General features: G+C 69.4%; 20 protein-coding genes and 3 pseudogenes. 13 read left to right on the forward strand and 10 right to left on the reverse strand.

The genetic code is table 11. From position 1 onward, the window contains the following. Window positions 1-128: 128 nt before the first annotated feature. Both P2L57_RS07280 and P2L57_RS07285 read right to left on the reverse strand, forming a co-directional pair. Window positions 129-284 (reverse strand): annotated as a pseudogene (locus P2L57_RS07280) (3-oxoacyl-ACP reductase); the annotation flags it as partial. Further along, window positions 281-1,177, reverse strand: a complete 897-nt coding sequence (locus P2L57_RS07285) for an NAD(P)H-binding protein (RefSeq protein ID WP_275811125.1) — start codon at window positions 1,175-1,177, stop codon at window positions 281-283. The pseudogene P2L57_RS07280 and the gene P2L57_RS07285, both read right to left, overlap by 4 nt. 69 nt (window positions 1,178-1,246) lie before the next feature. On the opposite strand from P2L57_RS07285, the gene P2L57_RS07290 reads away from it, so the two are divergent. The 6 genes and pseudogenes from P2L57_RS07290 to P2L57_RS07315 all read left to right on the forward strand — a co-directional run. Further along, window positions 1,247-2,056: a LysR family transcriptional regulator gene (locus tag P2L57_RS07290; RefSeq protein ID WP_275810172.1), complete on the forward strand. Its 810-nt coding sequence runs from the start codon at window positions 1,247-1,249 to the stop codon at window positions 2,054-2,056. Between the two features lie 261 nt (window positions 2,057-2,317). Further along, complete coding sequence (locus tag P2L57_RS07295) at window positions 2,318-2,587, forward strand: hypothetical protein (RefSeq protein ID WP_275810176.1); 270 nt, start codon at window positions 2,318-2,320, stop codon at window positions 2,585-2,587. 124 nt (window positions 2,588-2,711) lie between these two features. Then, window positions 2,712-3,971, forward strand: a complete 1,260-nt coding sequence (locus P2L57_RS07300) for an MFS transporter (protein ID WP_275810179.1) — start codon at window positions 2,712-2,714, stop codon at window positions 3,969-3,971. Window positions 3,972-4,021: 50 nt separating this feature from the next. Beyond that, complete coding sequence (locus P2L57_RS07305) at window positions 4,022-4,849, forward strand: SDR family oxidoreductase (protein WP_275810182.1); 828 nt, start codon at window positions 4,022-4,024, stop codon at window positions 4,847-4,849. 197 nt (window positions 4,850-5,046) lie between these two features. Continuing rightward, window positions 5,047-6,006: an SMP-30/gluconolactonase/LRE family protein gene (locus tag P2L57_RS07310; RefSeq protein ID WP_275810185.1), complete on the forward strand. Its 960-nt coding sequence runs from the start codon at window positions 5,047-5,049 to the stop codon at window positions 6,004-6,006. Window positions 6,007-6,068: 62 nt separating this feature from the next. Continuing rightward, a pseudogene (locus P2L57_RS07315) lies at window positions 6,069-6,203 on the forward strand (hypothetical protein); the annotation flags it as partial. On the opposite strand, the gene P2L57_RS07320 reads toward P2L57_RS07315, so the two are convergent. Then, entirely contained in the window at window positions 6,175-6,756 is a 582-nt protein-coding gene (locus P2L57_RS07320; protein ID WP_504986851.1) for an MmyB family transcriptional regulator, read from the reverse strand. The pseudogene P2L57_RS07315 and the gene P2L57_RS07320 sit on opposite strands and share 29 nt — an antisense overlap. 140 nt (window positions 6,757-6,896) lie before the next feature. Here P2L57_RS07320 and P2L57_RS07325 point away from each other — a divergent pair, with 140 nt between their 5' ends. The 3 genes from P2L57_RS07325 to P2L57_RS07335 are packed head-to-tail and all read left to right on the forward strand — an operon-like array spanning window position 6,897 to window position 9,242. Beyond that, a complete protein-coding gene (locus P2L57_RS07325) occupies window positions 6,897-7,805 on the forward strand; it encodes an NAD(P)-dependent oxidoreductase (protein ID WP_275810188.1) in 909 nt (302 codons plus the stop codon). Window positions 7,806-7,836: 31 nt separating this feature from the next. Next, the gene (locus tag P2L57_RS07330; protein WP_275810191.1) at window positions 7,837-8,466 is read left to right on the forward strand and encodes a nuclear transport factor 2 family protein; all 630 of its coding nucleotides are present in this window, start codon (window positions 7,837-7,839) and stop codon (window positions 8,464-8,466) included. Then, window positions 8,463-9,242 (forward strand): SDR family NAD(P)-dependent oxidoreductase, encoded by a 780-nt coding sequence (locus P2L57_RS07335; protein WP_275810194.1) that lies wholly within the window; start codon window positions 8,463-8,465, stop codon window positions 9,240-9,242. Before P2L57_RS07330 ends, P2L57_RS07335 begins: the two co-directional genes overlap by 4 nt. Before the next feature lie 317 nt (window positions 9,243-9,559). On the opposite strand, the gene P2L57_RS07340 is transcribed toward P2L57_RS07335, so the two are convergent. After that, entirely contained in the window at window positions 9,560-10,735 is a 1,176-nt protein-coding gene (locus P2L57_RS07340) for an alkaline phosphatase family protein (protein WP_275810197.1), read from the reverse strand. Between the two features lie 625 nt (window positions 10,736-11,360). Between P2L57_RS07340 and P2L57_RS07345 the strand changes: the two genes are divergently transcribed. Together P2L57_RS07345 and P2L57_RS07350 are read left to right on the forward strand one after the other, a co-directional pair. Further along, window positions 11,361-13,421, forward strand: coding sequence for a phosphocholine-specific phospholipase C (locus P2L57_RS07345; protein WP_275810200.1), 2,061 nt, complete (start codon window positions 11,361-11,363; stop codon window positions 13,419-13,421). A 1,287-nt stretch (window positions 13,422-14,708) separates the two neighbouring features. After that, entirely contained in the window at window positions 14,709-15,542 is an 834-nt protein-coding gene (locus tag P2L57_RS07350) for a class II glutamine amidotransferase (protein WP_275810203.1), read from the forward strand. Between the two features lie 311 nt (window positions 15,543-15,853). Here P2L57_RS07350 and P2L57_RS07355 read toward each other — a convergent pair whose 3' ends face one another. From P2L57_RS07355 to P2L57_RS07365, 3 genes and pseudogenes are all read right to left on the reverse strand, one after another. After that, window positions 15,854-16,930 carry a glutamate--cysteine ligase 2 gene (locus tag P2L57_RS07355; RefSeq protein WP_275811128.1) on the reverse strand — a complete coding sequence of 359 codons (1,077 nt, stop codon included), beginning with the start codon at window positions 16,928-16,930 and terminating at the stop codon, window positions 15,854-15,856. Between the two features lie 336 nt (window positions 16,931-17,266). After that, window positions 17,267-17,431, reverse strand: a pseudogene (locus P2L57_RS07360) (family 2 encapsulin nanocompartment cargo protein terpene cyclase); the annotation flags it as partial. Between the two features lie 321 nt (window positions 17,432-17,752). Continuing rightward, window positions 17,753-19,909: an FUSC family protein gene (locus tag P2L57_RS07365; protein WP_275810206.1), complete on the reverse strand. Its 2,157-nt coding sequence runs from the start codon at window positions 19,907-19,909 to the stop codon at window positions 17,753-17,755. A 317-nt stretch (window positions 19,910-20,226) separates the two neighbouring features. Here P2L57_RS07365 and P2L57_RS07370 point away from each other — a divergent pair, with 317 nt between their 5' ends. After that, a complete protein-coding gene (locus P2L57_RS07370) occupies window positions 20,227-21,078 on the forward strand; it encodes an LLM class flavin-dependent oxidoreductase (protein WP_275810210.1) in 852 nt (283 codons plus the stop codon). 485 nt (window positions 21,079-21,563) lie between these two features. On the opposite strand, the gene P2L57_RS07375 is transcribed toward P2L57_RS07370, so the two are convergent. The 3 genes from P2L57_RS07375 to P2L57_RS40135 form a co-directional block, all read right to left on the reverse strand. Continuing rightward, window positions 21,564-22,001, reverse strand: coding sequence for a hypothetical protein (locus P2L57_RS07375; RefSeq protein WP_275810213.1), 438 nt, complete (start codon window positions 21,999-22,001; stop codon window positions 21,564-21,566). 128 nt (window positions 22,002-22,129) lie between these two features. Then, entirely contained in the window at window positions 22,130-23,110 is a 981-nt protein-coding gene (locus tag P2L57_RS07380; RefSeq protein ID WP_275810215.1) for a hypothetical protein, read from the reverse strand. 307 nt (window positions 23,111-23,417) lie between these two features. After that, complete coding sequence (locus tag P2L57_RS40135) at window positions 23,418-23,771, reverse strand: hypothetical protein (RefSeq protein ID WP_308292440.1); 354 nt, start codon at window positions 23,769-23,771, stop codon at window positions 23,418-23,420. A gap of 325 nt (window positions 23,772-24,096) precedes the next feature. Here P2L57_RS40135 and P2L57_RS07390 point away from each other — a divergent pair, with 325 nt between their 5' ends. Continuing rightward, the gene (locus P2L57_RS07390; protein ID WP_275810218.1) at window positions 24,097-26,523 is read left to right on the forward strand and encodes an acyltransferase family protein; all 2,427 of its coding nucleotides are present in this window, start codon (window positions 24,097-24,099) and stop codon (window positions 26,521-26,523) included. The last annotated feature ends 39 nt before the right edge of the window (window positions 26,524-26,562 follow it).

Here is a 26,562-nt window from a genome sequence, read left to right on the forward strand (position 1 = left end):
GTCAAACGCCTGAAACTCAAGTACGCCGACCCGCCGAAAGGTTGGAGACGTCAACCGACTCGACGCATCCAACCCAAGATCGTCAGACTCCTCCCCAGATTGGTTTAGAGGTCAAGCAACGGCATTGCCCGGCCCCCGGACGCCTCGGCCAGGTCGTGGAGACCGGTGCGGCGACTGCCCCGGACGGTCCCGATGACGTCCCAGCCGCGGTGCACGTACTCGGTGGCGAGGCTGAGCCCGAGGGTGCGGGATGCCCCGACGATGAGAGCGGTCCTGGCGTTCATGCCTGGACCGCCGGCTTCAGGACCTCTTCACACCATTCGCGGAAGGTTGTCAGGCTCGCGGTCTGAGGGGTGCGTTGCACGCCGTCGTCGAGGCCGTCGTCCTTGGCGCGCATCATGTCGACGTAGCCTTCAACGAGCGCGTCCCCGACGCTGTATCCGGTGAGTGCGGCGCGGAAGTCGTCGAGCGACTGCCGCTCGTAGCGGACCGGCCGGCCGAGCACGTCGGACATGATGCGCGCCATATCGTTCGCCGAAAGGTCCTCGGGTCCCAGCACCGGGACCTCGCCCGTCCCCGTCCACGAGCGGTCGAGCAGCAGGCCGGCGGCGGCCTCGGCGATGTCCCGGGTGGCGGCCGTCGGTGCTTTGCGGTCGGCGGCGACGGTGTCGGTGAACACGCCGTCGTCGCGGATCGAAGCCACCTGCCGTAGCAGGTTGTCCATGAAAGTCGGGTTCGCGAGCGCCCGGTAGGCCACGCCCGTATTCGCGATGAGGTCGTCCATGGCCAGCGACGCCGTGACCAGTCCGGCGCGGCCGGCGACGGGTGTGCCGCGGCCGAGCGCCGAGACGCCGACGACGTGCTCCACTCCGTGGGCCGTGAACGCCTTCGCGGCGGCGCGGGTGAACCCGGAGTACGCGGCGTCCAGGCTCGGTGCCTGCGGGTCCGGCGGGACCAGCCAGAAGACGGCGTCCGCGCCGGCGAAGGCCCGGTCGACCACCTCGGCGTCGCCGTGCGAGCCGGTGACGACGTCGACGCGGGCGCGGACCGCGTCGGGGAGTTTCCCGGGGTCGCGCACGATGACGCGCAGCTCTTCGCCGCGAGTGAGGGTTTCGTTGAGCAGGATGTCCAGGAGTCGGCTGCCGATCTGGCCGGTGGGGGCGGTGATGACGATCATGTTTCGAGTCTCGGGGCGGGCCACCTGCGGCGTCCAATACCCTTCCTGGGTAATTGATACCTTGAGGGCATGGATCTCGATCTGCGCAAGCTCCGCTACTTCGTCGCAGTGGCCGAGCACCGGCACTTCGGCCGAGCGGCGGAGCAGCTCTACATCGCACAGCCGGTTCTCAGCCGCCAGATCAGGGCCTTCGAGCAGGAGCTGGAGTGCACTCTGCTGATGCGGACCACCCGCAGCGTGGAGCTGACCGCCGCCGGGAAGCAGCTCTACGAGGAGGCGCAGGGGATCCTCGCGGCCGTCGCCGCGGCGGGGCGGCGCGTGCGCGACGTCGATCGGGGCGTCCAACGGCTCGTTGTCGCCTTCTCCCCCGGGCTGCGTGTGTCGGAGGCGATCCGGGCGTTCGCGTCGCGCCACCCGGACGTCGTGACCGACCTCGTCCCGGCGCGCTGGTGGGAGCAGGACGCGCCGCTCCGGGACGGCCGGGCCCAGGTCGGGTACCTGCGGCGACCGTTCGACGACTCGGGGTTGCGCACCATCCCCGTCGGCCGTGAGCCCAGGGTCGCCTGCATGTCCGCGGCGCACCCGCTCGCGTGCCGTCAGGAGCTCACGTCCGCGGACCTCGACGGCGAGCCGATGCTCGACAAACCGACGCGGCGGACGTCTTCACTTGAAGAGAAGTTCGAGCTCATCGCCTCCGGGCACGGCATCGCGCTCGTCCCGCTGAGTGTCGCGCGCTCCTACTCCCGCCCCGACCTCGCCTACCTCCCCGTCACGGACGCTCCAGGGACAGAGACGTGCCTGGCCGTCCTCGCGGACCGGCGCGAGAAGCTGCTGCGCGACTTCCTGGAGATCGCCACCGCGACGCTGCGGCACACCTGAGCGATCAGCGGGCGAGGCCGCGGACGGCGCCGCGCCGGCACAGCCGCCGTCGGCCGCTCCCGGGCTACCGGCGCACACACCAGCACGACCAACAGCACCGCGGCTGGGGACGCAGTTCACCGCCCGCGCCACGTCACCGGCGACGGCACCGACCACGCCAGCCACAAGAGCAGGGCAGCACCAGCCGCCGCTACAAAACGGCCTCAACGCGTCCACGGCGCTCTTGGTGCCGCTGGTGCTCGCCCTGGCGAGCGGTGCGGTGTGCGTCGTGCGCGAGCTGCGCGGCGCCGCCCCCTGATCGACCTGCGTCTCTTCGGCCACCGCGGCTACCGACTGGCCACGGTCAACGTGTTCTGCCTGGTCGCCAACCGGCGGTGCCACCGCATGATCGTGTCGGGGGACGCGGAGGACCGGCCGGGGCTGGGCCAACCGGAACAGGTATGCGGCGGTATCGCCGTCGAGGCGCAGGTCACGGCGGGTGCGCAGGAGGTCGCCGAGTTCGTTTCCGCTCGTCGTGCGCCTCGACGGTAACGGCGCGCCGCCTGATCAGCCTGGGTGCGTCGCACCCTGCCTGGGAGGGGGTGCGGCACACCCTTCTTCGCCCAGCGCCGCCCTTCTAGCGTCGATGTCGCAACAACGCCAGGAAGGTGAAGACATGAGTCAGATAGCGGGTGTGCCCGTGACGGACGCTCCGCGGCGGACGAACCGCGCCATGACCCTCGTGTTGGCCGTGGCCTGCGGGCTGACCGTGGCCAACCTCTACTACTCGCAACCCCTGCTCGACCTCATCGCCGGTTCCTTCGGCGTCAGCCAGGGCGCCGCCACCGTGGTGGTGACGCTGACCCAGGCAGGTTACGCCGTCGGCCTGCTGTTTCTGCTGACGCTCGGGGACCTCGTGGAGAACCGCACTCTGGCCACCCGGACGCTGGTCGCGACGGCGATCGCCCTGCTGCTCACCGCGGTGTCCCCGGTCTTCGGGATGTTCCTGGCGGTCTCGGTGCTGGTCGGGGTCACGTCGGTGGTCGCGCAGGTGCTCGTCCCGCTCGCGGCTCATCTGGCCCCGGCGGACCAGCGCGGCAAGTTCGTCGGCCGCGTGATGAGCGGTCTGCTGCTCGGCATCCTGCTCGCCCGCACTATCTCCAGCCTGGTCGCCGACCTCCTGGGCTGGCGGGCGATCTACTTCGTCTCCGCGGCACTGATGATCGTGCTCAGCGCCGTTCTGCACCGGATGCTGCCGAAGCGCCGACCGGACCACACCGCGAGCTACCGCTCGCTGCTGGCGAGCGTCGGCGAGTTGGTACGGAACGAGCCCGTGCTGCGTCGCCGTGCCCTGTGCCAGGCGATGATGTTCGGCGCGTTCACCGCGTTCTGGACGGCCATCGCCTACGAGCTGATCGGCGAGCACGGTTTCGGCCAGGCCCAGATCGCGCTCTTCGCGTTGGTGGGGGCTGGTGGCGCGGCCGCGGCGCCGATCGGCGGCTGGGTCGCCGACCGCGGTCACGGTCGCGCCGCCAGCGGCGGGGCGCTGCTGCTCGCCTCACTGACCTTCGTGCTCGCCGCCCTCGGGCACCGCAGCGTGCTGCTGCTCGCCCTCGCCGCGGTGCTCCTGGACTTCGCCGTGCAGTGCCACCAGGTGATGAGCCAGCACGAGATATACGGGCTGCGCGCCGATGCCCGCGCCCGGATCAACACCGTCTACATGACCACCGTCTTCGTCGGCGGCGCGGTGTCGTCGGCCGTCACCGGCGTGCTGTACAGCGCCTACGCCTGGACCGGCACCTGCCTGTTCGCGATGGTCCTGCCGCTGGTCGGCCTGCTGGTGTGGGCCTACGGCTGGTGGACGACGCGACGCGCTCGGCCGTCGGTAGACGTCGAGCGTCTGGTCGGAGTCCGCCACACCGCTGACGTCGCGTGACACAGGGAAATCGCGCCCGCGAGGGCGTGCCGCGCACATTTGGAGTTCACATGTCCAAGGTCTGGTTCGTCACCGGTGCTTCGAAGGGCTTCGGACGCGAGTGGGCGATCGCGGCCCTGGAGCGCGGGGACAAGGTGGCCGCCACCGCTCGCGACACATCCACCCTCGACGACCTCGTTGCGAAGTACGGCGACCTGATCTTCCCCCAACGCCTCGACGTGACCGACCGTGGCTCGGCCTTCGCGACCGTAGGGGCGGCGCACGAGCACTTCGGTCGACTCGACGTCATCGTCAACAACGCAGGCTACGGGCAGTTCGGCATGATCGAGGAGATCAGCGAGTCCGAGGCACGCGACCAGATGGAGACCAACCTGTTCGGTGCGCTCTGGGTGACGCAGGCGGCGCTGCCGTTCCTGCGCGAACAAGGCTCCGGGCACATCCTTCAGGTCAGCTCGATCAGCGGGGTCTGCGGCTTCCCCAACGTCGGCATGTACGCGGCGTCGAAGTGGGCACTTGAGGGATTCAGCCAGTCGCTCGCGCAGGAAGTCGCACGGTTCGGCATCAAGGTCACACTCATCGAGCCGACCGGCTACTCAACCGACTGGCCCGGACCGTCGTCGCGTACGGCCACCCCGAACCCCGCATACGCCGACCACCTGAAGCAAGTGCAGGAGGCGCGGCGCAAGCGCAACGGGACACTGGGCGACCCGGTCGCGACCCGAGCCGCCGTACTCAAGGTTGTCGACGCGGACGAGCCGCCGCTGCGGATCTTCCTCGGCGACGGGCCGCTCGCCGTCGCGACCGCCGACTACGAGTCGCGGCTGTCGACCTGGCGCAAGTGGGAGCCGGTCTCCGTCGAGGCACACGGCAGGAAGTAGCCGCCAGATCTGCCGGCCAGTACGAGCGTGTGCACCTGGCACGGCGTCAGATGCGCCGCAAAAGGCGTCGGTCTGCCGTGCTTTGAGGCCAGACGCCGCACGAGCGCAGAACCGGCAGTGCGTGCAGGCACCCGACAGTGCCGCTCACCTCATACGCCCGCACCGCTGTGGCGCGGGATGAATCAGGAGAATCGCCAATGCAATGGGGCGAAAAGATACCTCTCGTCGCGACGGTCGCGGCCACTTCGTTCGCCGTCTTCGCCACACAGGCGTCCGCGGTGACTCCTCCGCTCAGTGACCCGCAGATCGTCAGGCACCTTGACCTGGCGGCTGGCCAGCAGCCGGAGAACCTGACGACCGAAGCGGACGGTTTCATCGATATGACGATGTCCTTCGCGCACCAGATCGATCGGCTCACCCCGGACGGCGAGCTGCACGTCCTGGCCACCCTCCCGGCCCCGCCGGACGGAACCCACGCGCCGTTGACCGGTCGCGCCTTCATCGGCGGCATCGTCCGAGTCCCGGACGGCACGCTCTACGTCCTCTATTCGACGGGCACCGACGACCTTACGGGGCTGTGGAAACTCCCGCCGGGCGGCACCGCGAGCCGCGTCGCCGCCATGCCGGGCAGCAGCGTACCCAACGGCCTGGCCCTGCATGACGGATCCCTGTACGCCACCGACTCCTCGCTGGGCGCCATCTGGCGCATTCCGCTGGGCGGCGGAGCAGCGGCGATCTGGAAGGCGGCGCCCGAGCTGGCAGCAGCCACACCGGGCGGCTTCGGCGCCAACGGGCTGAAGATCCGTGACAACGCCGTCTGGGTCACCAACATGGACCGGGGAACACTCCTGCGCGTCCCGATCGGCTGTCACGGTGCGCCCGGTGCCGTACACACCGTCGCAACCGGCCTGGGAACGGTGGACGACTTCGCCTTCACCGGCGACGGCGACAACGTCCTGGCCGCCAACAACCAAGGCAGCGAAGTCGAGTTGGTCCGCACCGACGGCTCGCACACCGTGGTGCTCACCGCTGCCGACGGACTGCAGAACCCCACATCCATCACGCGCCGCGGCGATACGGTGTACATCGCCAACGCGGCCTACTTCACGGCCACCGACCCCAACCTGCTCTCCGCACGGATCCTGCGCCAGCGGTAGGCACGAGAACCGGGCGCTCGGATCCGGGCTCCACGCTTCGGACCCGACCGCCCGCTCACCGAATGTGGACCACAGCCGAATCCCGGCTGGCGCTGTCAACGTGGGAATACCGATCGACGGGGAGCGACGCCCGGGCGGAGCTACGTGATCTCCAGTACTTCATCGTCGTCAGCGAGGAGTCGCACTTCGCGCGATCCGCCGAACGGCTGCACATCGGGCCAGCGGCGGTGAGCCAGCGGATCCACCGGATTCCCACAGTTCGGCGACGAGAGCGGCCTCCAGGTCGCGCCGGGACCTGGGCGTGTGCCGCACCCGTTCGCTCGGGCCGAGGAAGTCGCGCCACGCCCCGTCGCGCTGGTTGCCGCGCCAGCCGGAGGGGGCACCCATCAGGGCCGCGTACGGCGGGTTGGCCAGGAGCGGTGTCCAGGTGGCGTCGTAGACCGCGACGGGGGTGGCGGTCAGCCTGTCCAGTACGCGCTGGACGCTCGGAGTGAGGTGCGCGGGCACTGTTTCGGGGTCCGGCGGTGTGAGCCCGGCCAGCCGGGACAGGTGGCCGCGCCTGGTTCCCGACGGCTGCAGGGCCCTGGTCAGGGCTTCGACGACCTGGCTCGACGGATGGGAAGCCCGGCCCTGTTCGAGGCGGGTGACATGGTCCACGGGGATCCCGGCCAGCAAAGCCAGCTCCTCACGGCGCAAACCGGCCGCCCGCCGGGCCCGCCGACCGGCCGCCCGCGCCGCCTCGGGTGTGATCCGGTCACGTCATCGGCGCACCGCCTGCCCGAATTCCGCTGTCGTCATGGCCACCAGTGCGCCCCGCCGGTCTTGGACCTGCCTGGTACCAGCAGTCCCAGGAAGACCGGACTACTGGCTGGTCACGCTGCCACACCGGAATGTTGCGGCATGAGCACAACGAGGTCATCTCGCGGAGGAACGGTCATCTCGGCCGGTGTCGGGCGATGAGCGCGGCCACCGAGCGGCCCGCGGTCGGGTTCATCGGCCTGGGTGATCAGGGTCTTCCCATGGCGACCGCTGTCGCCGAGGCCGGCTTCTCGCTGCATGCCTGGGCCCGGCGCCCCACTTCCCTGGACGGCCTGAGCGGTGTGCCGCACGTCCGCCACGACGACGCCGAGGACATGGCCGCCGCGTGCGACATCGTCGCCTTGTGCGTCAGCACCGACGAGGATGTCCTGCAGTTGGTCACCGGCGGGCTGCTGGAGGGCCTGCGGCCGGGCTCGGTGGTGGTCAACCACGGCACCGGCGTCCCCGGCAACGCCGTGCGGCTCACCGAGGTGTGCGCGCCGCACGGCGTCGAGGTCCTGGACGCCCCGGTCAGCGGGGGACGGCCGGCCGCCGAGGCACGGAGGCTGACCACGCTGGTCGGTGGACCGCAGCCGGTCGCTGAACGCTGCGGGGCGGTCTTCGCCTCGTTCTCCCGGCACGTCGTCCATCTGGGCGGCGCTGGAGCGGGACAGACCGCGAAGCTGTTCAACAACGCGCTGCTGATGATGAACCAGGCCAACATCTCCGAGATCGTCGAGCTGGCCGCCCCGCTGGGGCTGGACCCCGCCCGAATGGTGGAGGTACTGAAGCTGGGCAGCGCCTCCAGCGCAGCTCTGACGCTGCTGAACACCATGGTGACCCTTGAGAACGTCGAGCACCCCTCGGGTGTCGAGGCGCTGGACATGGAGCTGTTCGACACCGCCATGCGTGACGTCGGCGTCGCCGCCGAGGCCATCACCGCACGCGGGCTGGCAGGCGCCCACCGGCTGCCCGAACTGCTGCGCCGCCTGAATCCATGACACCCCACCCCATGAAGAAGGGAGGTCCGCCATGAGCGCAGACGACGTCACACAGCTGGTGCTGGGTGAGCGGCAGAGCCGTGACCGCGGCCGGTACGACCAGACGGCCGAGTGCTTCGCCGAGGAATCCGTCGTCGAGATGAGCTGGTTTCAGGGCAGCGGAGCGGACTTCGTGCGCGAAACGCGTGGCATGGCCGGGCGCGGCGATCACGCGGTGCACCGGCTGGGCCCGCCGACCGTGCACGTCCTCGGGGACCGTGCGCTGGCAGAACTGCCGCTGATCATCGAGTGGCGGGTCGACATCAGCGGCGTCGCGGCCGATCTCGCCACCTCCTGCCGGTCGCAGTACCGGGCCCAGCGCGGCGCCGACGACGTCTGGCGCATTGTGCGGATCACGTCGATCTACGAGAAGGACACCCTCACCCCGGCACTGCCCCATACCCGCCTCGACATCGACCCGTTGGAGCTCACGGCCTACCGACCGTCCTACCGATGCCTGGCCTGGTACATGAACCGCAACGGCTACCGAATAGGACCCAACCACCTCGGCGACGACCAACCAGAAGCCGTCGCACGCCAGTACCAGGCGGAAATGACCTGGCTCCACGAGAGCCGCACTCCGGCCGCAACGGCCAACGTTCGAAGGGAACAGCAGTCATGAGCAAGCTCGCACTCGTCACCGGCGCCACCTCCGGGATCGGCAAGGCATTCGCCGAGCGCCTGGCCGCCGACGGCTACGACCTGGTGATCGTGGGCCGCCGGCAGGACCGCCTGGAAGAGTTCGCCACCTCTCACCCGAACATCAAGGTCCGCAGCCTGGCCGCCGACCTGTCCACCAACGACGGAGTGGACGCGGTCGCCGAGGTGTGCGCGACGGAGCCGCTGACCATGCTCGTGAACAACGCCGGCGTGGCGCACTACATGCCGCTCGCGGAACTCCCTGCCGACAAGGCCAGGGAACTCGTCCACGTCAAGGTCGTCGCCCCGACGATGCTCACCCGCGCCGCGGTCGCGGGCATGCAGGAGCGAGGCGAAGGCACGATCATCAACGTGGCCGGCATGATCGCCTTCAGCGGTCCTGCCCCGCACTCCCAGCTGCCCCGACGTGCCGTCTACGCCGGCACCCTGGCCCACCTGGTCGCCATGTCCCAGACTCTGCACGCGGAACTCCAAGGCACGGGCGTCAGCGTGCAGGTTCTCTGCCCCGGCGTGGTAGCCACCGAGTTTCACGAGCGTCAGGGCCTCGACATGAGCGTGGTGCCCCGCATGACGGCCGACGACGTCGTCACCGCCGGCCTGCGCGGCCTCGAACTGGGCGAAGTCGTCTGCGCCCCCGGCGTCGAAGACGCCAGCCTGCTGGACGCCGTCTTCAAGGCCGACCTCGCCGCCTTCGGGGCTCAGAGCCCCGAACTCGCCACGCGCTACCAGACCAGCTGACCCCGCGTGCCCATGCGGCCCGGGCTCCGTACGGCGCGCCGCCTGGTCGGCCAGCTCGAAGCTCTCGGCTACGACGTCCACGCCGAGCCGGCGTCAGCCGCTTCCTGAAGGCCGTCAACCAACCTGATCCAACCCGTTTTCTCTTCAGTCCAGCTCGATCGGGAGTAACACGGAGACCGGACGCGGACGGCGTGGCCGTCCGCGTCCGGCAGTGAATTCTCGCTTTGACCGCCGCTTGCTGGCACATCGGGCTGACTGACCAACCCGTCAGACGCTCACTGACTGCCTGCGATCACTGATTCCTTGGAATCGGTGATCTAGCGGGCGAACAGGTCCCGCAGCGAGCCGGAGGTGCGGGGCGAGCAGGTGTTCTTCAAGCAGCCGAGGTGCCACATGCGCTCGATCGTCGCGAGCACGGTGTAGTGGTCGGCGGAGACGCTGGAGTCCTTGTGCGGGCCGCGGTGGGAGTTGATCACGATCAGCGGCGCGTCCCCGCCGCCGAGTACGGTGCCGTTCGCGCCTACCGGGCTGCCGGGCCCTCCGGAGTAACCCGAGTAGTCGTTCTCGTCCCAGTTGATGACGATGCTGGAATTACTCGACCGCCACGTCGGGGAGTTCATGATCTTGTTCACCGTCTCGCGGAGGAACTGGTCGCCGAGCCGGATCGCCCCGTGGTCGAGGCCCGAGCTGGGGGAGCCGCAGTCGGGAAGACCGACCATCGCCGCCGCGTTCGGGGCGATCCCGTGCATGTCGTGGCACTGGTCGGGGCTGATCCAGGAGAAGTTGGGGACCGTGCCCGCGGCCAGGTCGGCGTCGAAGTTCTTCTCCAACGGCACAACCTGCTTCAGCCGAGGATTGCCGGGCGAGTTGATGTCCGAGAAGTACATGAACGGGTTGTGCTTCTGCGCGTACAGCTTCACCGTGGTGCCGTTGACGTTCCCCGGCGCGTACTCACCCTCGAAGCCCGCCTGCGGCATTGACTGCATGTACGCCTTCCAGGTCAGCCCCTTCGCCTCCAGCTGGTCGACGAGGTTGCGGCCGGAGAACATGTGCGGTGTCTTGCTCGCACTGGCCACCTGGGCGGGCGTCAGCGACGCGGTGTCGGTCGCGTCACCCGAACCCGGGACGAACTCCTCCGGAGGACAGGTCACCTTCGCTCCGGCCTTGCAGTCGTCCCATATGCCCTGGAAGGACCCGGAGAAGGCGGACAGGTAGTTGGGCAGGCTGGGGTGGGTGACCCCGTGGAAATCGGACGCCGTGTTGTAGCGGGTGGCGAGCTGGTTGATGTAGGGGGCGTCGGCGGTGTTGCCGATGATCTGGGACTTCCCGTGGTTCTCCATCATGATGTAGAAGATGTGCTGCGGCACACCCTCGCTCTGCCGAGGCTCCACGGGAGACGCGGCGGCCATCCCCATGAAGGCACCACCCATCACCAGCGCCGCCGCCGCGGCACCCGCCGCGGTCTTCTTCCAGCCGAAGGCCGTTCCGCGCATGCTCCACACTCCAGTCAGCGAAAGTTGTACGCAGGAAGATTGGCAGCGAGCACCAAACCGTTCGAGGCGCTCCCGGTGAGCAGTGGGTGAGGCACACGTGAACAGGGTTCGAAACCAGTCGACACGTCGCTGGGCTGGTACTCCTGGCGAGGAGGCCGGTACCTCTGGCTGAACACCCAGTTGCCGAGGACGGTGCCGACTGGGGGCAAAGGGGCGCAGGTTCGAATCCGGCCGACGACCTCGCAGTGGCCGATCTCGCCCGGCATGCGCATCTGAGCACGCTCGTCACGGGCGGCGGCTCGGGCATCGGCGCCGCCACCGCTCATCGTTCAACGTCGCGTTCGAGGGTCCCGACCATCACACCCGAACGCTCCGCCGCGGCCTCGTCTGCATCCAACGGCGTCCGCACCTGATCGACGGCTGCCTTGCCGAGACCGGACCAGAGATCACCACACCCGCCCCGACGCCACCCCGAAACGGTAACGAGTCCGGGCCGGACGTTCGCATTACTTCATCTCGCCGCCACTTTGTTACCCGGCGGTAGACACCTGACGGCCCGACAGTGCCTTGCTTGGGGTCGCACCTCGTCCCTTCACCGTCCCGACCGCCATTACGGAGGCCTCACGTGGCGCCCGTCACCCGCCGTACCTTCCTCGGATCCGCCGCCGCCCTCGGCGCGGTCCTCGGCCTGGACCCGCTACCCGGAACCGCACCCAAGGCGGCTGCGGCGACCACCGGTACGATCGCCGATGTCAAGCACGTGGTCGTGCTGATGCAGGAGAACCGTAGCTTCGACCACTACTTCGGCTGCCTCAAGGGCGTGCGCGGGTTCGGCGACCGCGCGACGATCGAGTTGTCCGGCGGCTACAGCGTCTTCGACCAGCCCAACGGCAGCGGCCGGCAGTACCCCTGGCAGCTCAGCGCGACCGACACGTGGTGGTGGGGAGCGAGCGGGGAGCAACTGGCGCAGTGCGACGGCTCGCTCGATCACTCCTGGTCCACGCAGCACTCGGCGTGGAACAACGGGAAGATGGACAACTGGGTCTCCGCCAAGGCTTCGGTCCGGACGCTGGGCTTCATGAACCGCTCGGACATCCCGTTCCACTACGCGCTGGCGGACGCCTACACGATCTGCGACGCGTACCACTGTTCGATCCTGTCCGCGACCGGCCCCAACCGCACCTACCTGTGGTCCGGCATGATCGACCCCTCCGGCACCGCCGGCGGCCCGGCCTACGACGGCGGTTCCGAGTCCGGCCTGCACTGGCAGACCTACGCCGAGGCCCTGCAGAACGCCGGAGTGACCTGGAAGGTCTACCAGAACGCCAACGACAATTATGGCGACAACGCCCTCGCATACTTCAACCAGTTCACCGGTGCGCCGAGTTCAAGCCCCCTCTACCAGCGCGGCATGAGCTCGGTGCCCTCAACGGGCTCCACCCCCGACGACATCGCCGCGGCGATCAAAGCCGACTCGCTCGCCAACACGCTGCCCCAAGTCTCCTGGGTGGTCTCCAACCAGCTCTTCTCCGAGCACCCGGACGGCCCGCCGGAGAACGGCGCGCACTTCGTCAACCTCGTCATCCAGGCCCTGGCGGCCAACCCGGACGTGTTCAACTCCACCGCCCTGTTCCTCAACTACGACGAGAACGACGGCTTCTTCGACCATGTACCGCCGCCCGCCGCGCCCTCGGGCACCACCGGCGAGTTCTACAACGGCACCAACATCGGCCTCGGCTTCCGCGTCCCGATGATCATCGTCTCGCCCTGGACGCGAGGCGGCTGGGTCGACTCCCGCGTCTACGACCACACCTCCGTCCTCCGCTTCCTGGAGACCTGGACCGCCGCCATCGGGACCCCGGCGGTATGCCCCAACATCTCCACCTGGCGCCGCCAGGTATGCGGCGACCTGACCGGCGCCTTCGACTTCGCCAACCCCGTCTACGGTCTGCCGTCACTCCCCGACACCAGCGCCACCATCAGCCAGGCCACCGCCAACACCATGATCAACCCGAGCCCGGGCACCAACGCCATGCCCACCCAGGAGCCCGGCACCCGCCCCGCCCGCGCCCTGCCGTACCAGCCCAACGCCTGGCTCGACCACATCGAGTACGACGCCGAAGGCAAGACCCTGGTCTGGATAAAGATGGCCAACCAGGGCCCGCAGGCCACCACTCACGCCCATTACTCCATCTACGCCAACGCCTACCGCACCGGCGGCCCGTGGCAGTACACCGTGGCCCCCTACAGCAACGGCACCGACGGCAACACCATCGACTTCTTCAACGTCGGCACCAACTACGGCAACAGCCAGTACGACCTCACCTGCGTCGGCCCCAACCGCTTCCTCCGCCGCTTCACCGGCAACACCACCACAGCAGGCAAGAGCTGCGAGGCCACCACCTTCTACGCTCCGGCGCCCGACACCGGCAAGGAGGCGCTCTGGTTCACGATGACCAACACCGGCACCAGCACGGTCACCTTCACCATCACCTCCACCAACTACCGCACCGACGGACCGTGGACCTACCAAGTCGCCCCGGGCACCACCGCCTCGGACCACTTCAACGCCGTCGCGTACACCAACGGCTGGTATGACTTCACGGTCACCGTCAGCGGCGACTCCAGCTGGAGCCGCCGGGCCACCGGCCACATCGAGGCCGGCTCCGCCAGCGTCAGCGGCTGACACCCGCCTCCACCGGTGCGTCCCCCTGCGCGGGGCGGAGGCGGCACCAGACCCACCCTCCAAACACCCTGGGGCCGACGCGGACAGATACCACTCTGCTCCTGATCGACGGCTGCCTTGCCGAGACCAGACGAGAGATCACCACACCCACCCCGACGCCACCCCGAACAGGTAATTGCGGCATCGGCGACCGAATCGGTCTCCGCCCACTGCGGCTACGCTCCGGCGGTCTCCGACACGCTCGGGTCTTGCGGGGCGAGGTGTTCTTCGGGTGCCACGGGGTGGTTGGCGGCGCGGCGGTCCAGGAGGTGCCGATCAGGACGAGGGCGGCGCCAAGGTCACCGAGTGCAGAAGGGCGCCTTTCGTTCGCCCTGGTCATCGGCCCCACAGGCGTCGGCCTTGGCCACGATGGCACGCTCTACGTGGCCGACACCATCAACAGCCGCATCGCGGCCATCCCGCAGGCACTGAACCGCCACTCCAGCGCGGGCACCGGCAAGAACGTCAGCGTCGGTGGACTGCTCGATGGCCCTCTAGGGCTGGCCATCGCGCCAAACGGCCACATCCTCACCGCTAACGGTGGAGACGGCAAAATCGTCGAAACCACCCCGCGAGGTGAACAGTTGACGTTCCGTCAACTTGACTCGAGCGGCACACCACCGGGCGCGGGCGCTGTTCGGGCTCTCGGTGGGACCGGACCGCCACTCGGTGTACTTCGTCGACAACGCCACCAACTTCCTGGACGTGCTGCACTGACCGCTCACCGTGAGACTTGCACCGAACGACGGCACACCGGAAAGGGGAGATGCCCGAAGCCTCCCAGCACACCCAGCTCCAGCCCTCCGGTGAGGTGCGCGATGCTCCCAAGCGTCGCGCACCTGTCGACGCCCTGAAGTCGACTCATCCATCAACAGCACGGCAGTACTTCACACGACCAGTTGCACCCTGTGCCGCTGGAAAGGTCGTCGCCGCAGGTGGGCAGGGTAGGGTCGGTCCACTGGGATCATGGCCGCGCGATCGTGCACCAGGTGCCTGCTACAAGCCCGGCCAACGCTCTCGCCTGATCTACCGCCCGCTCGTCCATCCCGATCAAAAAGAAGGCAGGGCGGGGGAAGGCCGAGCGCGACTGCCAGCGTGATGGTCTTACCGAGACCGAGACCGAGACCGAGACCGAGGCCGAGGGTGTCAGCGGTGTGCGGCTCAGCGCCGGTCCAGTGGATCGCTGGGCTGGGGTGCGGCGATACTGGTCATGAGGGCGGTGCTCATCCAAGGTGAGGAGCGCGCGTCATGTGCCGATGGCTCGCCTACTCCGGGTCGCCGGTCCGTCTCGAGGATGTGGTCTACAAGCCGGATCACTCGCTCATCGACCAGAGCCTGCGCGCCCGTATGGGTGTGGAGACCACCAACGGCGACGGATTCGGAATGGGCTGGTACACGGAAGATCGCCACGTGCCGTCGATCTACCGCGACATCGGCCCGGCCTGGAGCAACCGCAACCTGCGCGAGCTGGCCGCAGCGGTGAGCTCGGGTCTGTTCTGCGCCCACATCCGAGCCTCCACCGGGACCCCGGTCCAGCAGACCAACTGCCACCCGTTCCGGTACCGGCAGTGGCTGTGGATGCACAACGGCCTGATCAACGGCTACGCGAGCGTCCGGCGCGACCTGCTCCTGGCCGTTGATCCGGAGCTGTTCTCCGGTATCGAGGGCACGACCGACTCGGAACTGATGTTCTTCCTCGCGCTCAGCCTCGGGCTGGAAGAGGACCCGCCGGGTGCGGTGGAGCGCATGGTGGGTCTGGTGGAGCGCACCGCGCGCTGCCACCGCATCGAGTACCCGGTGCAGATGACCATCGCGCTGAGCAACGGCGAGTGTCTGTGGGCTTTCCGCTACTCCACTGAGCGCCAGTCCCGTTCACTGTTCCACAGCCTCGACGTGCAGTGCCTGCGCGATCTCCACCCCGACCACGAACTGATCCAGCAAGCATCGGCGGACGCCCGCCTGGTCGTCTCCGAGCCGCTCGGGGATCTACTGGAGGCGTGGCAGGAAGTCCCCGAGTCCAGCTACACCGTGGTACGCCGTGGTGGGAATGAGATCCGCACCTTCACTCCGCAGTCGGCGTGAAGGTGCGGACGGAGCACCTCGGTGGGCCCTCGGCGGCGCCGAGTCGGGCCCAGGATGACCCCTGTACCTCGGAGCGAGGTCTGCCTCCCGGCCGTCATTCCCGTCCGGCGAAGGCTGGTCGCCAACGTGCTGCGCACGCCTTCACGCCGCTCAGCGGATCCGCCGTGCCACTCGTGTGGGTGAGGGGCTGCCGGAGCGGGCGGCCCGGGCCAAGGTCGTCGGCTCCGGCAGCCTTCAGGCGGTGCGGCGCGGGAACCGGAGGCGAGGTGGATGTCGCGCGCGGTTCGGCGCGGGTGCGCGGGACGGGCGGCTCACCATGACGTCGTACGGTCGATCGCGGTCAGCACCACGTCGGTGAGCGAGCCGCGCTCGGCGTACGCGGCACGCTGCGCCTGGACACCGCTGCCCCGGCAGAGCAACTGGCTCAGCAGCTCCTCGGCCGGGTCCAGGTCCCCCAGGTCGCGCAGCGCGGGTGTGACGTACCGCAGCAGGTGGCGCACGACATCGGCGGCCGGGGCCGGAGTGTGTGACCTGGGGTGCAGCAGCCGTCCGGCGAGCCCGGACCGGCTGGCCCGCCAGGCCGCCAGGCGCAGTACCGGGGCGGGCACGGGGTCGGGGGGACGGCCCGCGCGCCAGTCCCGAGCCGCTGTCTCCACCAGCCCCCGCACCAAACACGCCAGCAGCACGGTGTCGTCGGCGTACAGGCACACGTCCGCCACCCGCACCTCGACCGTGGGGTATCGGTGGGAGAGCCGGGCGTCGAAGTAGATCATGCCCTCGTCGAGGGTGGTCTGCGTCGCCAGCAGCGCCCGTACGAGGGACTGGTAGGCGGCGCCCGACCCGAACAACTCGGTCGGGCCGGCTGTCGGCCAGCGGCCCCACGCCTGGTAGCGGTAGCTGGCGTAGCTGCTGTCCCGGCCCCGCCAGAACGGGGAGTTCCCGCTCAGCGCGATCAGTGGGGCCAGCCAGGGCCGGATACGGTCGATGACCGCGACCCCTTCGTCGGTGGAGCCCACCTCGACGTGGATGTGACAGCCACAGGTGAGCTGCTCGTGGGCGGTGAGCCCGAACGCCTCGGCCATACGCCGGTAGCGCGGTGTCAGGGTGAGTGTGGGATCGGCCGGCAGCGGTGAAGTGGCGAGCGCGACGGCCTCGGCGCCCACGCTGCGGGCCTTCTGGGCGAGGTGGGTCCGTCCCTCACGGATCTGCTTGGCGAGCTCCTCCAGCCGCGTGCACGGGCGGGTGGCGAACTCCAGCTGCTCGCGTTGCAGCTCCGCCTGCAGCGCGTCGTTCCCCCTGTGGGCCAGCACCTGGCCCGCGACGGCCTTGACCGTCCCGGTGCCGGGATCGACCAGCAGGAGCTCCTCCTCAACGCCCACCAGGCGCACGGACACCGCCTCTCCGGCCGGTCACGTCCCGGCCGCCGTACGCCGGCGGTCCTCGGCCGACCACGTCACCAGCGGCGTGTCCGGGTCCCGGACGTCTCGCTCTGACCCACGCACCGAAAAACTACACCTCGCGGGGTTCGCGATCGGGGACCCGGAGGAGTCGGGTCCGTGCCGCACGCAACGGTTCTGGCCGCGCCCACCAGTTCGTCCGCAAAGCCCACGACCTCAGCGTGGCGTCACCTCGGGCCGCTCCCGGATGAGGTCCATCCCGGTGAGGGCATGATGAACGGCACGTGGGACGGGCGGATGGGGCCCCGGAGGCGATCGCGAACGCATGCGGTCGACCTCCTTGACCTTCTCGGGGTCGGCGGGGGCGGCGGGCCGGTACCTGAGCCCGGGGATCGCCCCACCACGCCGGGTGCGCACGGTGCGGGCGAGGTTCGGCGGCCCGCGCAGCGGGTGCGTGGCACCAGCGTTCGGGGGAGCGCTGGCCTCGAACAGGACCTGGCCGGCCCGCACCTCGACCGGCGAGCTCCGATGCCGGTGGGCAAAGCGGCGCTGAAGGCCTGTTCGAGGCCGGAACGATGACGGAACAGAAGGCCTGGCTCCCTGGACGATCTCGCAGCGTCGGGCTTGCTTTCTCTCGACGAAGCGTCACTTTGCCCAAGGCGAACGAGCAGTGGAGAAGTTGCCTCTCCAACGATTGAGGAGGACGGGTAACAGCCGGGCTTCGAGTCCGGAGTTGCTCGGCCTCAGCCGATGGGGAAGGCGATCACGACACCACCTGTCGCCGCGGCCGGCTCGTCCGGCTGGGACGGTGTCTCATGGCGGTGTGGGATCGCGGCGCAGGACGGCCTCCAGCGTGTCGACTGCGTTGACCATGCCGTCCGTGATGTGCACGAGACGGGAGTCGGGCGTTGGCGACTGGTCGCGCACGGCCGCCTGGAGCTGGCGCAGCGAGGGGAGCCCGTCGGGTGGCCGCAGTGATCTGACCGCCTCGGCCAGCGAAGTCATCGCGATGCCGAAGGCGGTGCCCAGGGCATCGAGTCGCTTGGTGTCGGCGTCGGTGCTTCGGCTGCCTTCCTTGCCGGGGGCCGGAGCGGGAGTGGTGACGAGGGCGTGAAGCGACAGCTCGGCGTGGGCCAGCCGGGTGACGGCAGCGACCAGCGTCCGTGCCACAGCTGGGGTCAGTGGCGGGTTCGGCGGCTCGTCGGTCAGCCGGGCAGTGGATGCCTCGGCTTCGGTGCGGGCGCGGCGGGCGGCGGCTTGAAGGCCGCGCAGTCGCGCCGACGTGACCTGTCCGGGATGTGCGCACTCGTCGAGCAGGGCCGTTGCGTACTGGCCGTGGGCCTCCATGAGGCGGGCGAACTTCTCCTGCGCCGTCAGACCTTCCCAGGTCGGCCACACTGCGTAGGCGACGAGTGCGAGCACGGCCCCGATCGCGGTGCAGATCAGGCGGGATGTGGCGGTGGTTGCCGCGGGGAATCCGAGGATCTCGAGAAGGACCACGATGTAGACGGTGAGGGAGGTGCTGAAGAGTAGGTAGTTCACGTCAAACAGGGCGTAGGCGGCCGCCACGGCGATTGCGGCCGCACTCACAAGGCCTTCCGTGGCCGAGTGGGCCAGCAAGGCTGCCGCCGCGCCGAGCCCGGCTCCGACGGCCGTGCCGACCGCCCGGTAGATGCTCCGGTGCACCGTTGAGTTGTAGTCAGGTTTGAGCACCAGGAAGATCGTCAGCACGATCCAGCGGCCCTCGAACAGGCCGGTGGCCAGCACGATCACCTCGGCGAGCCCCGCGACCACGGCAAGGCGCACAGCGTGCCGCCCGGCCTCACCGGCGGGGGTGAGGTTGGCGCGCAGAGTGAGGGCCGTCCATTTCCCCAACTCCTGTGCCGGCGCAACGTGTGCGCTCAGCGCGTCACCCGCCGTCCCTGCCGAAGGCACCGTGTCGAGGTAGGCCAGGACGCGGGTCACGGCTCGCAGTTGCCCAAGGAGCGCCTCGGCCACCCAGTGCCAGTCGGTGCCAGAGGGCATCTCCAGGCTCGCCACGAGACCGTCCAGCGTGCGGACTCGTGTGGCACGGTCTGGTCGCCTGGCGGTCAGCGCGCCCGCGATGGCCTCCAGCCCCTGGGCGGCGTCAGCGGCGAAACGCGAGGCGGCGGCCTGCGCGGGGTCATCGGCTGCGTGCTCGGCCAGCGCGGCGAGGCAGGCACGGACGCGTTCGGCCTGCTCCAGCAGGTCGAGGTAGGCCAGCCGTACCACCTGGGGCAACAGTGGATTGGGGTCGGCGAGACGGTCAGCGGCAGGGAAGGCAGTGGGCGGTGGCGGGCCGACCGGCCCAGCGGCCAGTTCGTTGGCGTACGCGGCCAGGCTCCGGTAGGACGCGGCCAGCGCCGCGCGCTCCGGATCACCTCGCCGGAGCGCCCAGGAGACGGTGACAAGGACCCCTTGGAACAGCCCCCCGGCGAGCACCAGCCCGGCTCGCAGCGCGGCCTGCGTCGGCCCCAGTGGGACACCGACCGCGATCAGCAGCGCGACGGGCCACTGAAGGACTGCCACGCTCAACCGCGGCCCCATGCACACGGCCAGTCCGGTGACATACCCCCAGACGATGACAACGAGGACCAGCAGCCAGGGAGCGGCGGCCGCGGTGGTGCTGCCGACAAAGGCTGACACCGCCATCCCGACACTGGCCGCCGCCACGGCCGCCACCCGGGTGCGGGTCACGCCCTGAAACGAGGCGAACCCGGCAGGCAACGCCCCCAGCGACGCGAAGGCACCATAGTCCACATGCCCGCTGGCCGCCCCCACCAGGAGCGGAGCCACCACACCCACGGCCACCCGCACCGCGCGCCAGGGTGCGACATCACCCCATCGGAACGGCCCGAACTGCAGCAGTCCCTGCCACTGGAACCGGCCCAGATAGCGGCCAGTCGCCCGCAGATCGCCGCGCGTTCGTCCAGGCTCATGATCGGCCATACTCGATCCCTATCGTAGGGCGACGGAGCGACGCACCCGTACGGTTCGCCCGACCCGACCCGACCCGACCCGACCCGACATCGACGGCGACGGCGACGGCGACGAGGCCGCCGAGAACATGGCGGAGATGGTCCTGCGCATGCTGGGCGCCCCCGCACAGGACGCCCGGGAGGTGGCAGCGCCCCCTGCCCCCTTCCGACTGACCTCGTGATGCCGCAGCGGATGCGGCCCTCGACGTGTGCGTGCGCGCGGTGGCTGCGGGGGAATACGTGCATTACGTGACGGACGCGTGCCCGCGTGGGAAGGAGCACGACACCATGGACATCGGCATCGGACTGCCGGCCCTGCGCCCCGACCCGGACCTGTCGATCGCGGCCTGGGCGAGACGCGCCGAGGAGCGCGGCTTCGCCACGCTCGCCACCATCGACCGCGTGGTCTACGACAACTACGAGTCACTGACCGCACTGGCCGTCGCGGCCGGAGCCACCTCCCGCATCCGGCTGACCACCGCCATCCTGCTGGCCCCACTGCGGTCGAACCACGCGCTGTTCGCCAAGTCCGCCGCCACGCTCGACCGCCTCTCCGGCGGCCGACTCGTCCTGGGGCTCGCCCCCGGCTTCCGCGAGGACGACTACAACGCCGGCGGGGTCGACTACCAGCACCGCGGCAAGCTGTTCGAGGCACTGCTGGAGCGGGCCACCCGGCAGTGGCAGGACCCCGATGACAGCATCGGACCACGCCCGGCCACGGCCGGCGGCCCCCCACTGCTGTTCGGCGGGTTCACCAAGCCCACGCTGCGCCGCATGGCCGCCCACGGTGTCGGCTGGATCGGCGGAGCCCAGGGCGTGGCGAGCTTCCGTGCCTTCTTGCCGCAGGTCTGGCAGGCGTGGCACGACGCGGGCAGGGCGGGCGCGCCCCGGCTGATGGGCACCGCGAACTTCGCGCTGGGACCGGACGGCGAGCAGCGCCTGCGCACCCGTCTCCTGGACTACTACGCCTCCGCCGGAGCCTATGCCGAGCAAAGCGTCGAAGCCGGCCTGACCACGCCCGAACAAGTGGCCCGCGAGGTCGCTGCCTACGCCGAGGCGGGCTGCGACGAACTCATCCTCTTTCCCAACGGCGGCGGCCTGGAACAGGTGGACCTGCTCGCCGACGCGGTGGGGCTGTAACCGCCCATCGGAAAGCGCCACGGAAACGTGGGGCCGATGCCCGTTGGGGAAGCCTCCGGGCAGGGCGTAGACGGGCGGCCCCCGGGCGAGTTGCCTTCGGCCTTGGTGGGGGCGACGATCGAGGTCTTCTTGAGCGGGTGGCGATGCCGCATCGCGCTTCGACGCCGTCTTCGTCTGGTCCGCACGATGATGAGGGCCATGCCCTGACACCGCTGACTGCGGCTCAGCAACTCGTATGCGCGGCGGCAGCCCGGCTCATCTGCTCAGCGACGCGCCCAGCCGGTTCGATGCCACCCTTCCGGTCACTCGGGGAGGCGGGAACGGTGATGCATACGGCCAGTGCCATCGGCCTTCCGTCTCCCGAGCGGGTAGAAGGAAACCAACCACGCGGCTCCCTCGCTGCGGTAAAGCACTTCTGGCCGCCAGCGCCCATCCGGCCTGACCACCGACCACGGGTGGGGCTGAGTTTTCCAGAGCACGGGCGTCTACTTGATCCGCACGGTCGCCTGCCAGTGCCTGCCGTCGGCCGTGCGGCTGCTGAGCCGGACGGTACCGGGTGCGGTGCCCACGAAGACCGCGGGCGTGACGCCGACGGGCGGCGTGAGCGCGCCGCCGTTGGTCGGGGCGAGGAGTTGCGGGGCGGAGCTGGCGACGGGACTCCACCGGGCGGACATCTGGGCGCTCTTGGCGGTGAGGAAGACATCGAGCTGCCCACCGACGGGAAGGCAGTACGTACCCGAGTCGGCCTGGGTGAGCGTGCCCGCGGAGTGCGGTAGTTGGGCGGGCGGCAGCGTGCTGCAGGGCGCGGGGCTCTGGGCGACGGCCTGATGACCGCATCCGGACACCGACGCGGTCAACGCCGCCAGTCCACCCAGCACGCACGGTATGCGCAGCCACCCGCGCTGCCTTCGTTCCGTAACCATTCGCCGCACACCATCACCATCCTTGCCTGTTGCCCACTGCCACCCCTAGGCACGCCTCGTACGGCCGTCGCTGCCCCGGCGTGAACGCAGTGGACAGCGACGGCACTTCACCGACCTCGCTACGGAACTCAGCCCTGGTTGCCCGAGCTGGTGTAGTGGGTCACACAACCGCCCGCGCCGCCGTTGAAGTTGTTGCTCCACAGCGACTGGACGGCGAAGGGGGCACCGTTCAGCGCGACGATGGACGATGCGCCCTGTCCACTGGAGATCCAGGCGCACTTGTCGCCGGTCTCGGACCCGCTCGAGTCGACCCAACCGCTGCTGGGTGCCGGGTCGGTGAGGGTCTCGGCGTACTCGTGGCCGCCGACGATGGTCACACCCTCGGTCGCGCCGTTGACCCCGCTGCTACCGGTCGGCACGAAGTTGGCACCGCACCCGCTGCCCGCGTCAGGGACGTAGGGCATGTTGGTGTAGGGCAGGTCGGCGCCGTTCGACGCGGTGGTGTGGTCGTGCCAGGCGCAGTAACTCGTCTTGAAGCCTTGCGGGACGACACCGTGTGGTGCGTCGACGATGATCTCGACGTTGTCGCCCGATACGCCGAAGTGGGAGGCCGCCTTGACCGCTTCGGCGGCGATCTGTGATGAACCGGGCTTCGACGGCGCCTTGGTGGAGCTGTCCAGCCAGGTGCCGGCCACGGGGTTGGACGCCGGGTGCCCGACTGCGGTACCCGCACCGCCGCACTGGGTGGTTCCGACGGCGACGCCCTCGCAGTACTGGGTCTGGCTGTTGGACCAGGTGTCGCCGCTGCCGTAGGTGCGCTGGAAGAACGACAGCTGCAGCGGGACCTCACCTGATGGGTCGTTGGTCACCGTGGAACCGCTGCCCCACTGGTTTCCCCAATAGACGATGTAGATCGTGGGGTTGGTGACGACGGAACCGCCGCCGTAAGCGAGGTTGCCTCCGGAAGCCGCGCGCTGGGCGGCGGCGGGGGAGTGGGGGGACATCGCATGGGCGGCCTTCGGGGCAGCGCCCGCGGGTGCGGCCCAGAGCAGGGCGGTTGCCGCCAGCGAGGCGGCGACGGCGGCGAGACCGGCGTGGCGCGACAGCATGTGTCTGGTGCGAGGTGTGCTCAGCAACATGGTGTCCTTCTGTGAGGATGCCAGCAGGGGGCGATCGGGTCCGTCCGCTATGGCGGGCGGGCCCCACGGCCATCGGACGACGAGCACAGGACGCGACGCCGATATGTAGTGCTCATGACATTACGAACGGCGACCTGTGGCGCGGGCGGGAACGGCCGTGGAATCCGGCGCTGAAGGGAGATGGGGGGATGGCCGGACGGCTGTGATGGTTGCTGATGGCTCTGCCACCACGGGGAGTGGTGTTCGGCTGAGAAGGTAGCGACTTGTCAGACGTCGGTCAATAGTTCAACAAAGAAGGGTGCCGCTCTCGCGAACAACGGGCGAACTCAGCCCTGTTCGGCGACTCGGCCGCGACGGCGATCGCCCGCGATCCGCCACCGTCGAACCGGTCGGCAGCGTAGTCCCGCATCCAACTGCTGGTGCTGCGGCACAAGGTCGCGGTGCTGCGTCGCGCGAACCCAAGGCCATGCTTCACCTGGGCCGATCGCGTCTTCCTTGCCGGAGGAGTTCCGGGAAAGGCGCAATGCCACTTGCTGGAGGTGCCGTGCGGCCGGTGCTTGTTGTAGAACCTCTCGAACTCGCGGAGTTCGTAAGAGCTCTCTCGGGCCAGGCGTGGGACCAGGGCGCGCATCGACCGGATGGTGGGCGGGTGGCCAGGGCGCTTGGGTACGCACATTGCGGCGTGGCGTCGCTTGAGCGGGTTCCGGTGCTGCTCGGCATGGAGCGGGCGCGGTGCGATAAGACACCCGCGTTGATCCGTACGGGTGAATTCGGAGCGCCCCTCTGGGGCGCGGCCCCTCGTTCGGGTCAATCTGGTTGTCCGCGCTGACGGGCTGCCCATACCTCCGCACGGAATCGGATCAGTCATACCCACCGATCCCGGCGACCGGTCCGCGCATCCCATGCGTGAGTGGTGGCGATGCCCTGCCGGGATGTTTTCCCGCAGGAGGCCTGCCATGTGCCAAACTCCCGGTCAGGCGGCTCGCCCTCCCACCGTGGCAGGCGGAGATTCCGCCCCTGTCAAGGCCGTTGCGCCGCCGAAGCGCGAGACGCGCTCCGGTGCCAGACGCCTGCCGTCCCTGAGCGGCCTTCGTTTCGCAGCCTCCTGCGCCGTGGTCTACACGCACAGCATGCTGCTGATCGAGCCCCGCCTCGCCGACACCCCCGGCCCCGAGGTATGGGCGGGCGGAAGCGCGGTGTCGCTGTTCTTCATGCTCAGCGGTTTTGTGCTGACCCACGCCGCCCGCCCGGGAGACACCACGGCCGCGTTCTGGTGGCGGCGCGCCGCCAAGATCCTTCCGAACCATGTGCTCACCTGGTGCGTGGCGGTGGCCGCACTCGCGGGCACGGGGGCGCTGGCAGCGAGTGTCCCCGCCATCGCCGCGGAACTGTCCAGTTTGCTCCTTGTCCAAACTTGGGTGCCCAGCCAGCGGTTCGTATCCGCGGGCAACCCGGTTTCCTGGACGCTGGCCGCTGAGGTCTTCTTCTACCTGCTCTTCCCTGTCCTGCTGCGCTGGGTCCGGAGGCTGTCAGGCCGTGGTCTGGTGGTCGGCGCGGCAACGGCCGTCGCCGTTGTCTGGGCACTGCCGGTGCTCTGTGAGGTTGTCGTGAACCCCGGCAGATCGTTCTTCATGGACTACTGGTTTTTGTACATGTTGCCGATCAGCAGACTGCCCGAGTTCGTCCTCGGCATGTTGGCGGCCCGTATCTGCAGGATGGGGGTCCGGCTCCCGCGCTCGGGTGTGCTGCTGGCCGCGTTGAGCGTCATCAGCACCATTGTGGTGAGCAGTTCGTACCTTCCGCACCCCTTCATGTTCGCCGCCGCGACCGTGGTTCCGATGGTCGTGCTGGTCCATGCGACCGCCGAGCTGGATCTGCGGGGCAAACCGTCGCTGCTGCGTTGGCGGCCTGTGGTGTTCCTCGGCGAGATGTCCTACGCGGTGTACCTCGTCCACCTCATGGTGCTGGGGGTGGCGTACGTGTCTTTGACCAGCCGGGGGTGGAGCGGGCTGCAAGCGGTCCTGGCTGCCCTTCCCATGGCACTGCTGGCCTCGTACCTGCTGTACGTGGGGGTGGAGCGGCCGTGCATGCGGCGCTTGCTGGCGCTTAGCGGCCGTGCGGTACGTCGGACCGAACCGGTCGACTCCACCCACCCGGGTAGGTCCGACACTCCGCACGGGCCGATTCCCGAGACGGCGGAGGACCGCAGCCGGGCCGATGCCGGGCACCGGCGGCGCGGGGAACGGACCACACACCGCACCCGCGCGAATGACGAGCCACCTGACGCAACCCCCCCAACGGCCAGGCGAAAGGGACCTGCCGGGATGACCACGCGAAGCAAGCGGGTCGCCGACGGCAGGCCCCGTTACCAGCAGGACCTGGCGCAGGGCCTGGAACGGTTCTTTGAGCCCCGGCAGGCCGCATGCCCCTGGTGCGGCTCGAGGTGTGTGTACCGACGGCTGCGTACTGTCGACTGTCTGCAGCGCAAGCCGGGCACCTTCGTACTCGACCAGTGCGGCAGTTGCCGGCACGTGTTCCAAAACCCTCGACTGAACGCGGCCGGGCTGGAGTTCTACTATCGCGACTGCTACGACGGCCTGGGCGAAGCGACGATGGCGCGCCTGGCTTCCTCACCCATCGCCGTCCGGCTCCACCGGGCCCGTGCCAGGGCACTGCTCCCACTGAGCCGCCCGGACCGCTGGCTGGACGTGGGTACCGGCCACGGCCACTTCTGCGCCATCGCGCGGAAGATCCACCCGGACACCGAATTCGACGGGCTCGACATCGGCGAGGGTGTCGAGATCGCAGCGCGTCGTGGTCGCATCACCCGGGCCTACCGTGGCGCCTTCCCCGATCTGTCCGGCCAACTGTCCGGACGTTATGACGTGGTGAGCATGTACCACTACCTGGAACATACCGTTGCGCCACGGAAGGAGCTGACGGCCGCGCACACCGCCTTGCGGCCAGGCGGCCACCTGCTGGTCGAGGTCCCCGACCCACAGTCCGCCGCCGCCCGGCTCTTCGGCCGATGGTGGGGCCCGTGGCTGCAACCCCAGCACCTGCACTTCATACCGATGGAGAACCTGTGCAGCGCCCTGACCGCGCAAGGGTTCACCGTCGTGGCCACCGACCGGCGCGAGCCGCACATTCCCACGGACCTCACCTCCGCGGCGGTCAATGCACTCACCTGCGTACTCCCCAGCGCCGATGTGCCCTGGCTGCCCGAGAAGCCCGGCCTCCTCAGCCGCGCGGTCCGGCCTGTGGCCCTGCTGGTCAGCGCGCCCATGCTCGCAGCCCTCTTCGGACTTGACCTGCTGCTGACACCCCTGGTGCGCGGTACCCGGTTCGCCAACGCCTACCGGGTGGTCGCGCGCCGCGACTGACCCATGCGCCGCCGAACCGTCACACCTCGGGAAGCGAGG

The organism is Streptantibioticus ferralitis, from assembly GCF_029223525.1.
GTDB lineage: Bacteria > Actinomycetota > Actinomycetes > Streptomycetales > Streptomycetaceae > Streptantibioticus_A > Streptantibioticus_A ferralitis.

Excerpts from the sequence above, each read along its gene's own strand:
- P2L57_RS40135 (WP_308292440.1), bottom strand. The coding sequence starts at position 23,771 with ATGCGCGCCCTGGTCCCACGCCTGGCCCGAGAGAGCTCTTACGAACTC.
- P2L57_RS07370 (WP_275810210.1), top strand. The coding sequence starts at position 20,227 with ATGGACATCGGCATCGGACTGCCGGCCCTGCGCCCCGACCCGGACCTG.
- P2L57_RS07300 (WP_275810179.1), top strand. The coding sequence starts at position 2,712 with ATGAGTCAGATAGCGGGTGTGCCCGTGACGGACGCTCCGCGGCGGACG.
- P2L57_RS07290 (WP_275810172.1), top strand. The coding sequence starts at position 1,247 with ATGGATCTCGATCTGCGCAAGCTCCGCTACTTCGTCGCAGTGGCCGAG.
- P2L57_RS07285 (WP_275811125.1), bottom strand. The coding sequence starts at position 1,177 with ATGATCGTCATCACCGCCCCCACCGGCCAGATCGGCAGCCGACTCCTG.
- P2L57_RS07380 (WP_275810215.1), bottom strand. The coding sequence starts at position 23,110 with ATGCTGTCGCGCCACGCCGGTCTCGCCGCCGTCGCCGCCTCGCTGGCG.
- P2L57_RS07305 (WP_275810182.1), top strand. The coding sequence starts at position 4,022 with ATGTCCAAGGTCTGGTTCGTCACCGGTGCTTCGAAGGGCTTCGGACGC.
- P2L57_RS07340 (WP_275810197.1), bottom strand. The coding sequence starts at position 10,735 with ATGCGCGGAACGGCCTTCGGCTGGAAGAAGACCGCGGCGGGTGCCGCG.
- P2L57_RS07310 (WP_275810185.1), top strand. The coding sequence starts at position 5,047 with ATGCAATGGGGCGAAAAGATACCTCTCGTCGCGACGGTCGCGGCCACT.
- P2L57_RS07350 (WP_275810203.1), top strand. The coding sequence starts at position 14,709 with ATGTGCCGATGGCTCGCCTACTCCGGGTCGCCGGTCCGTCTCGAGGAT.
- P2L57_RS07365 (WP_275810206.1), bottom strand. The coding sequence starts at position 19,909 with ATGGCCGATCATGAGCCTGGACGAACGCGCGGCGATCTGCGGGCGACT.
- P2L57_RS07325 (WP_275810188.1), top strand. The coding sequence starts at position 6,897 with ATGTTGCGGCATGAGCACAACGAGGTCATCTCGCGGAGGAACGGTCAT.
- P2L57_RS07335 (WP_275810194.1), top strand. The coding sequence starts at position 8,463 with ATGAGCAAGCTCGCACTCGTCACCGGCGCCACCTCCGGGATCGGCAAG.
- P2L57_RS07390 (WP_275810218.1), top strand. The coding sequence starts at position 24,097 with ATGTGCCAAACTCCCGGTCAGGCGGCTCGCCCTCCCACCGTGGCAGGC.
- P2L57_RS07375 (WP_275810213.1), bottom strand. The coding sequence starts at position 22,001 with ATGGTTACGGAACGAAGGCAGCGCGGGTGGCTGCGCATACCGTGCGTG.
- P2L57_RS07330 (WP_275810191.1), top strand. The coding sequence starts at position 7,837 with ATGAGCGCAGACGACGTCACACAGCTGGTGCTGGGTGAGCGGCAGAGC.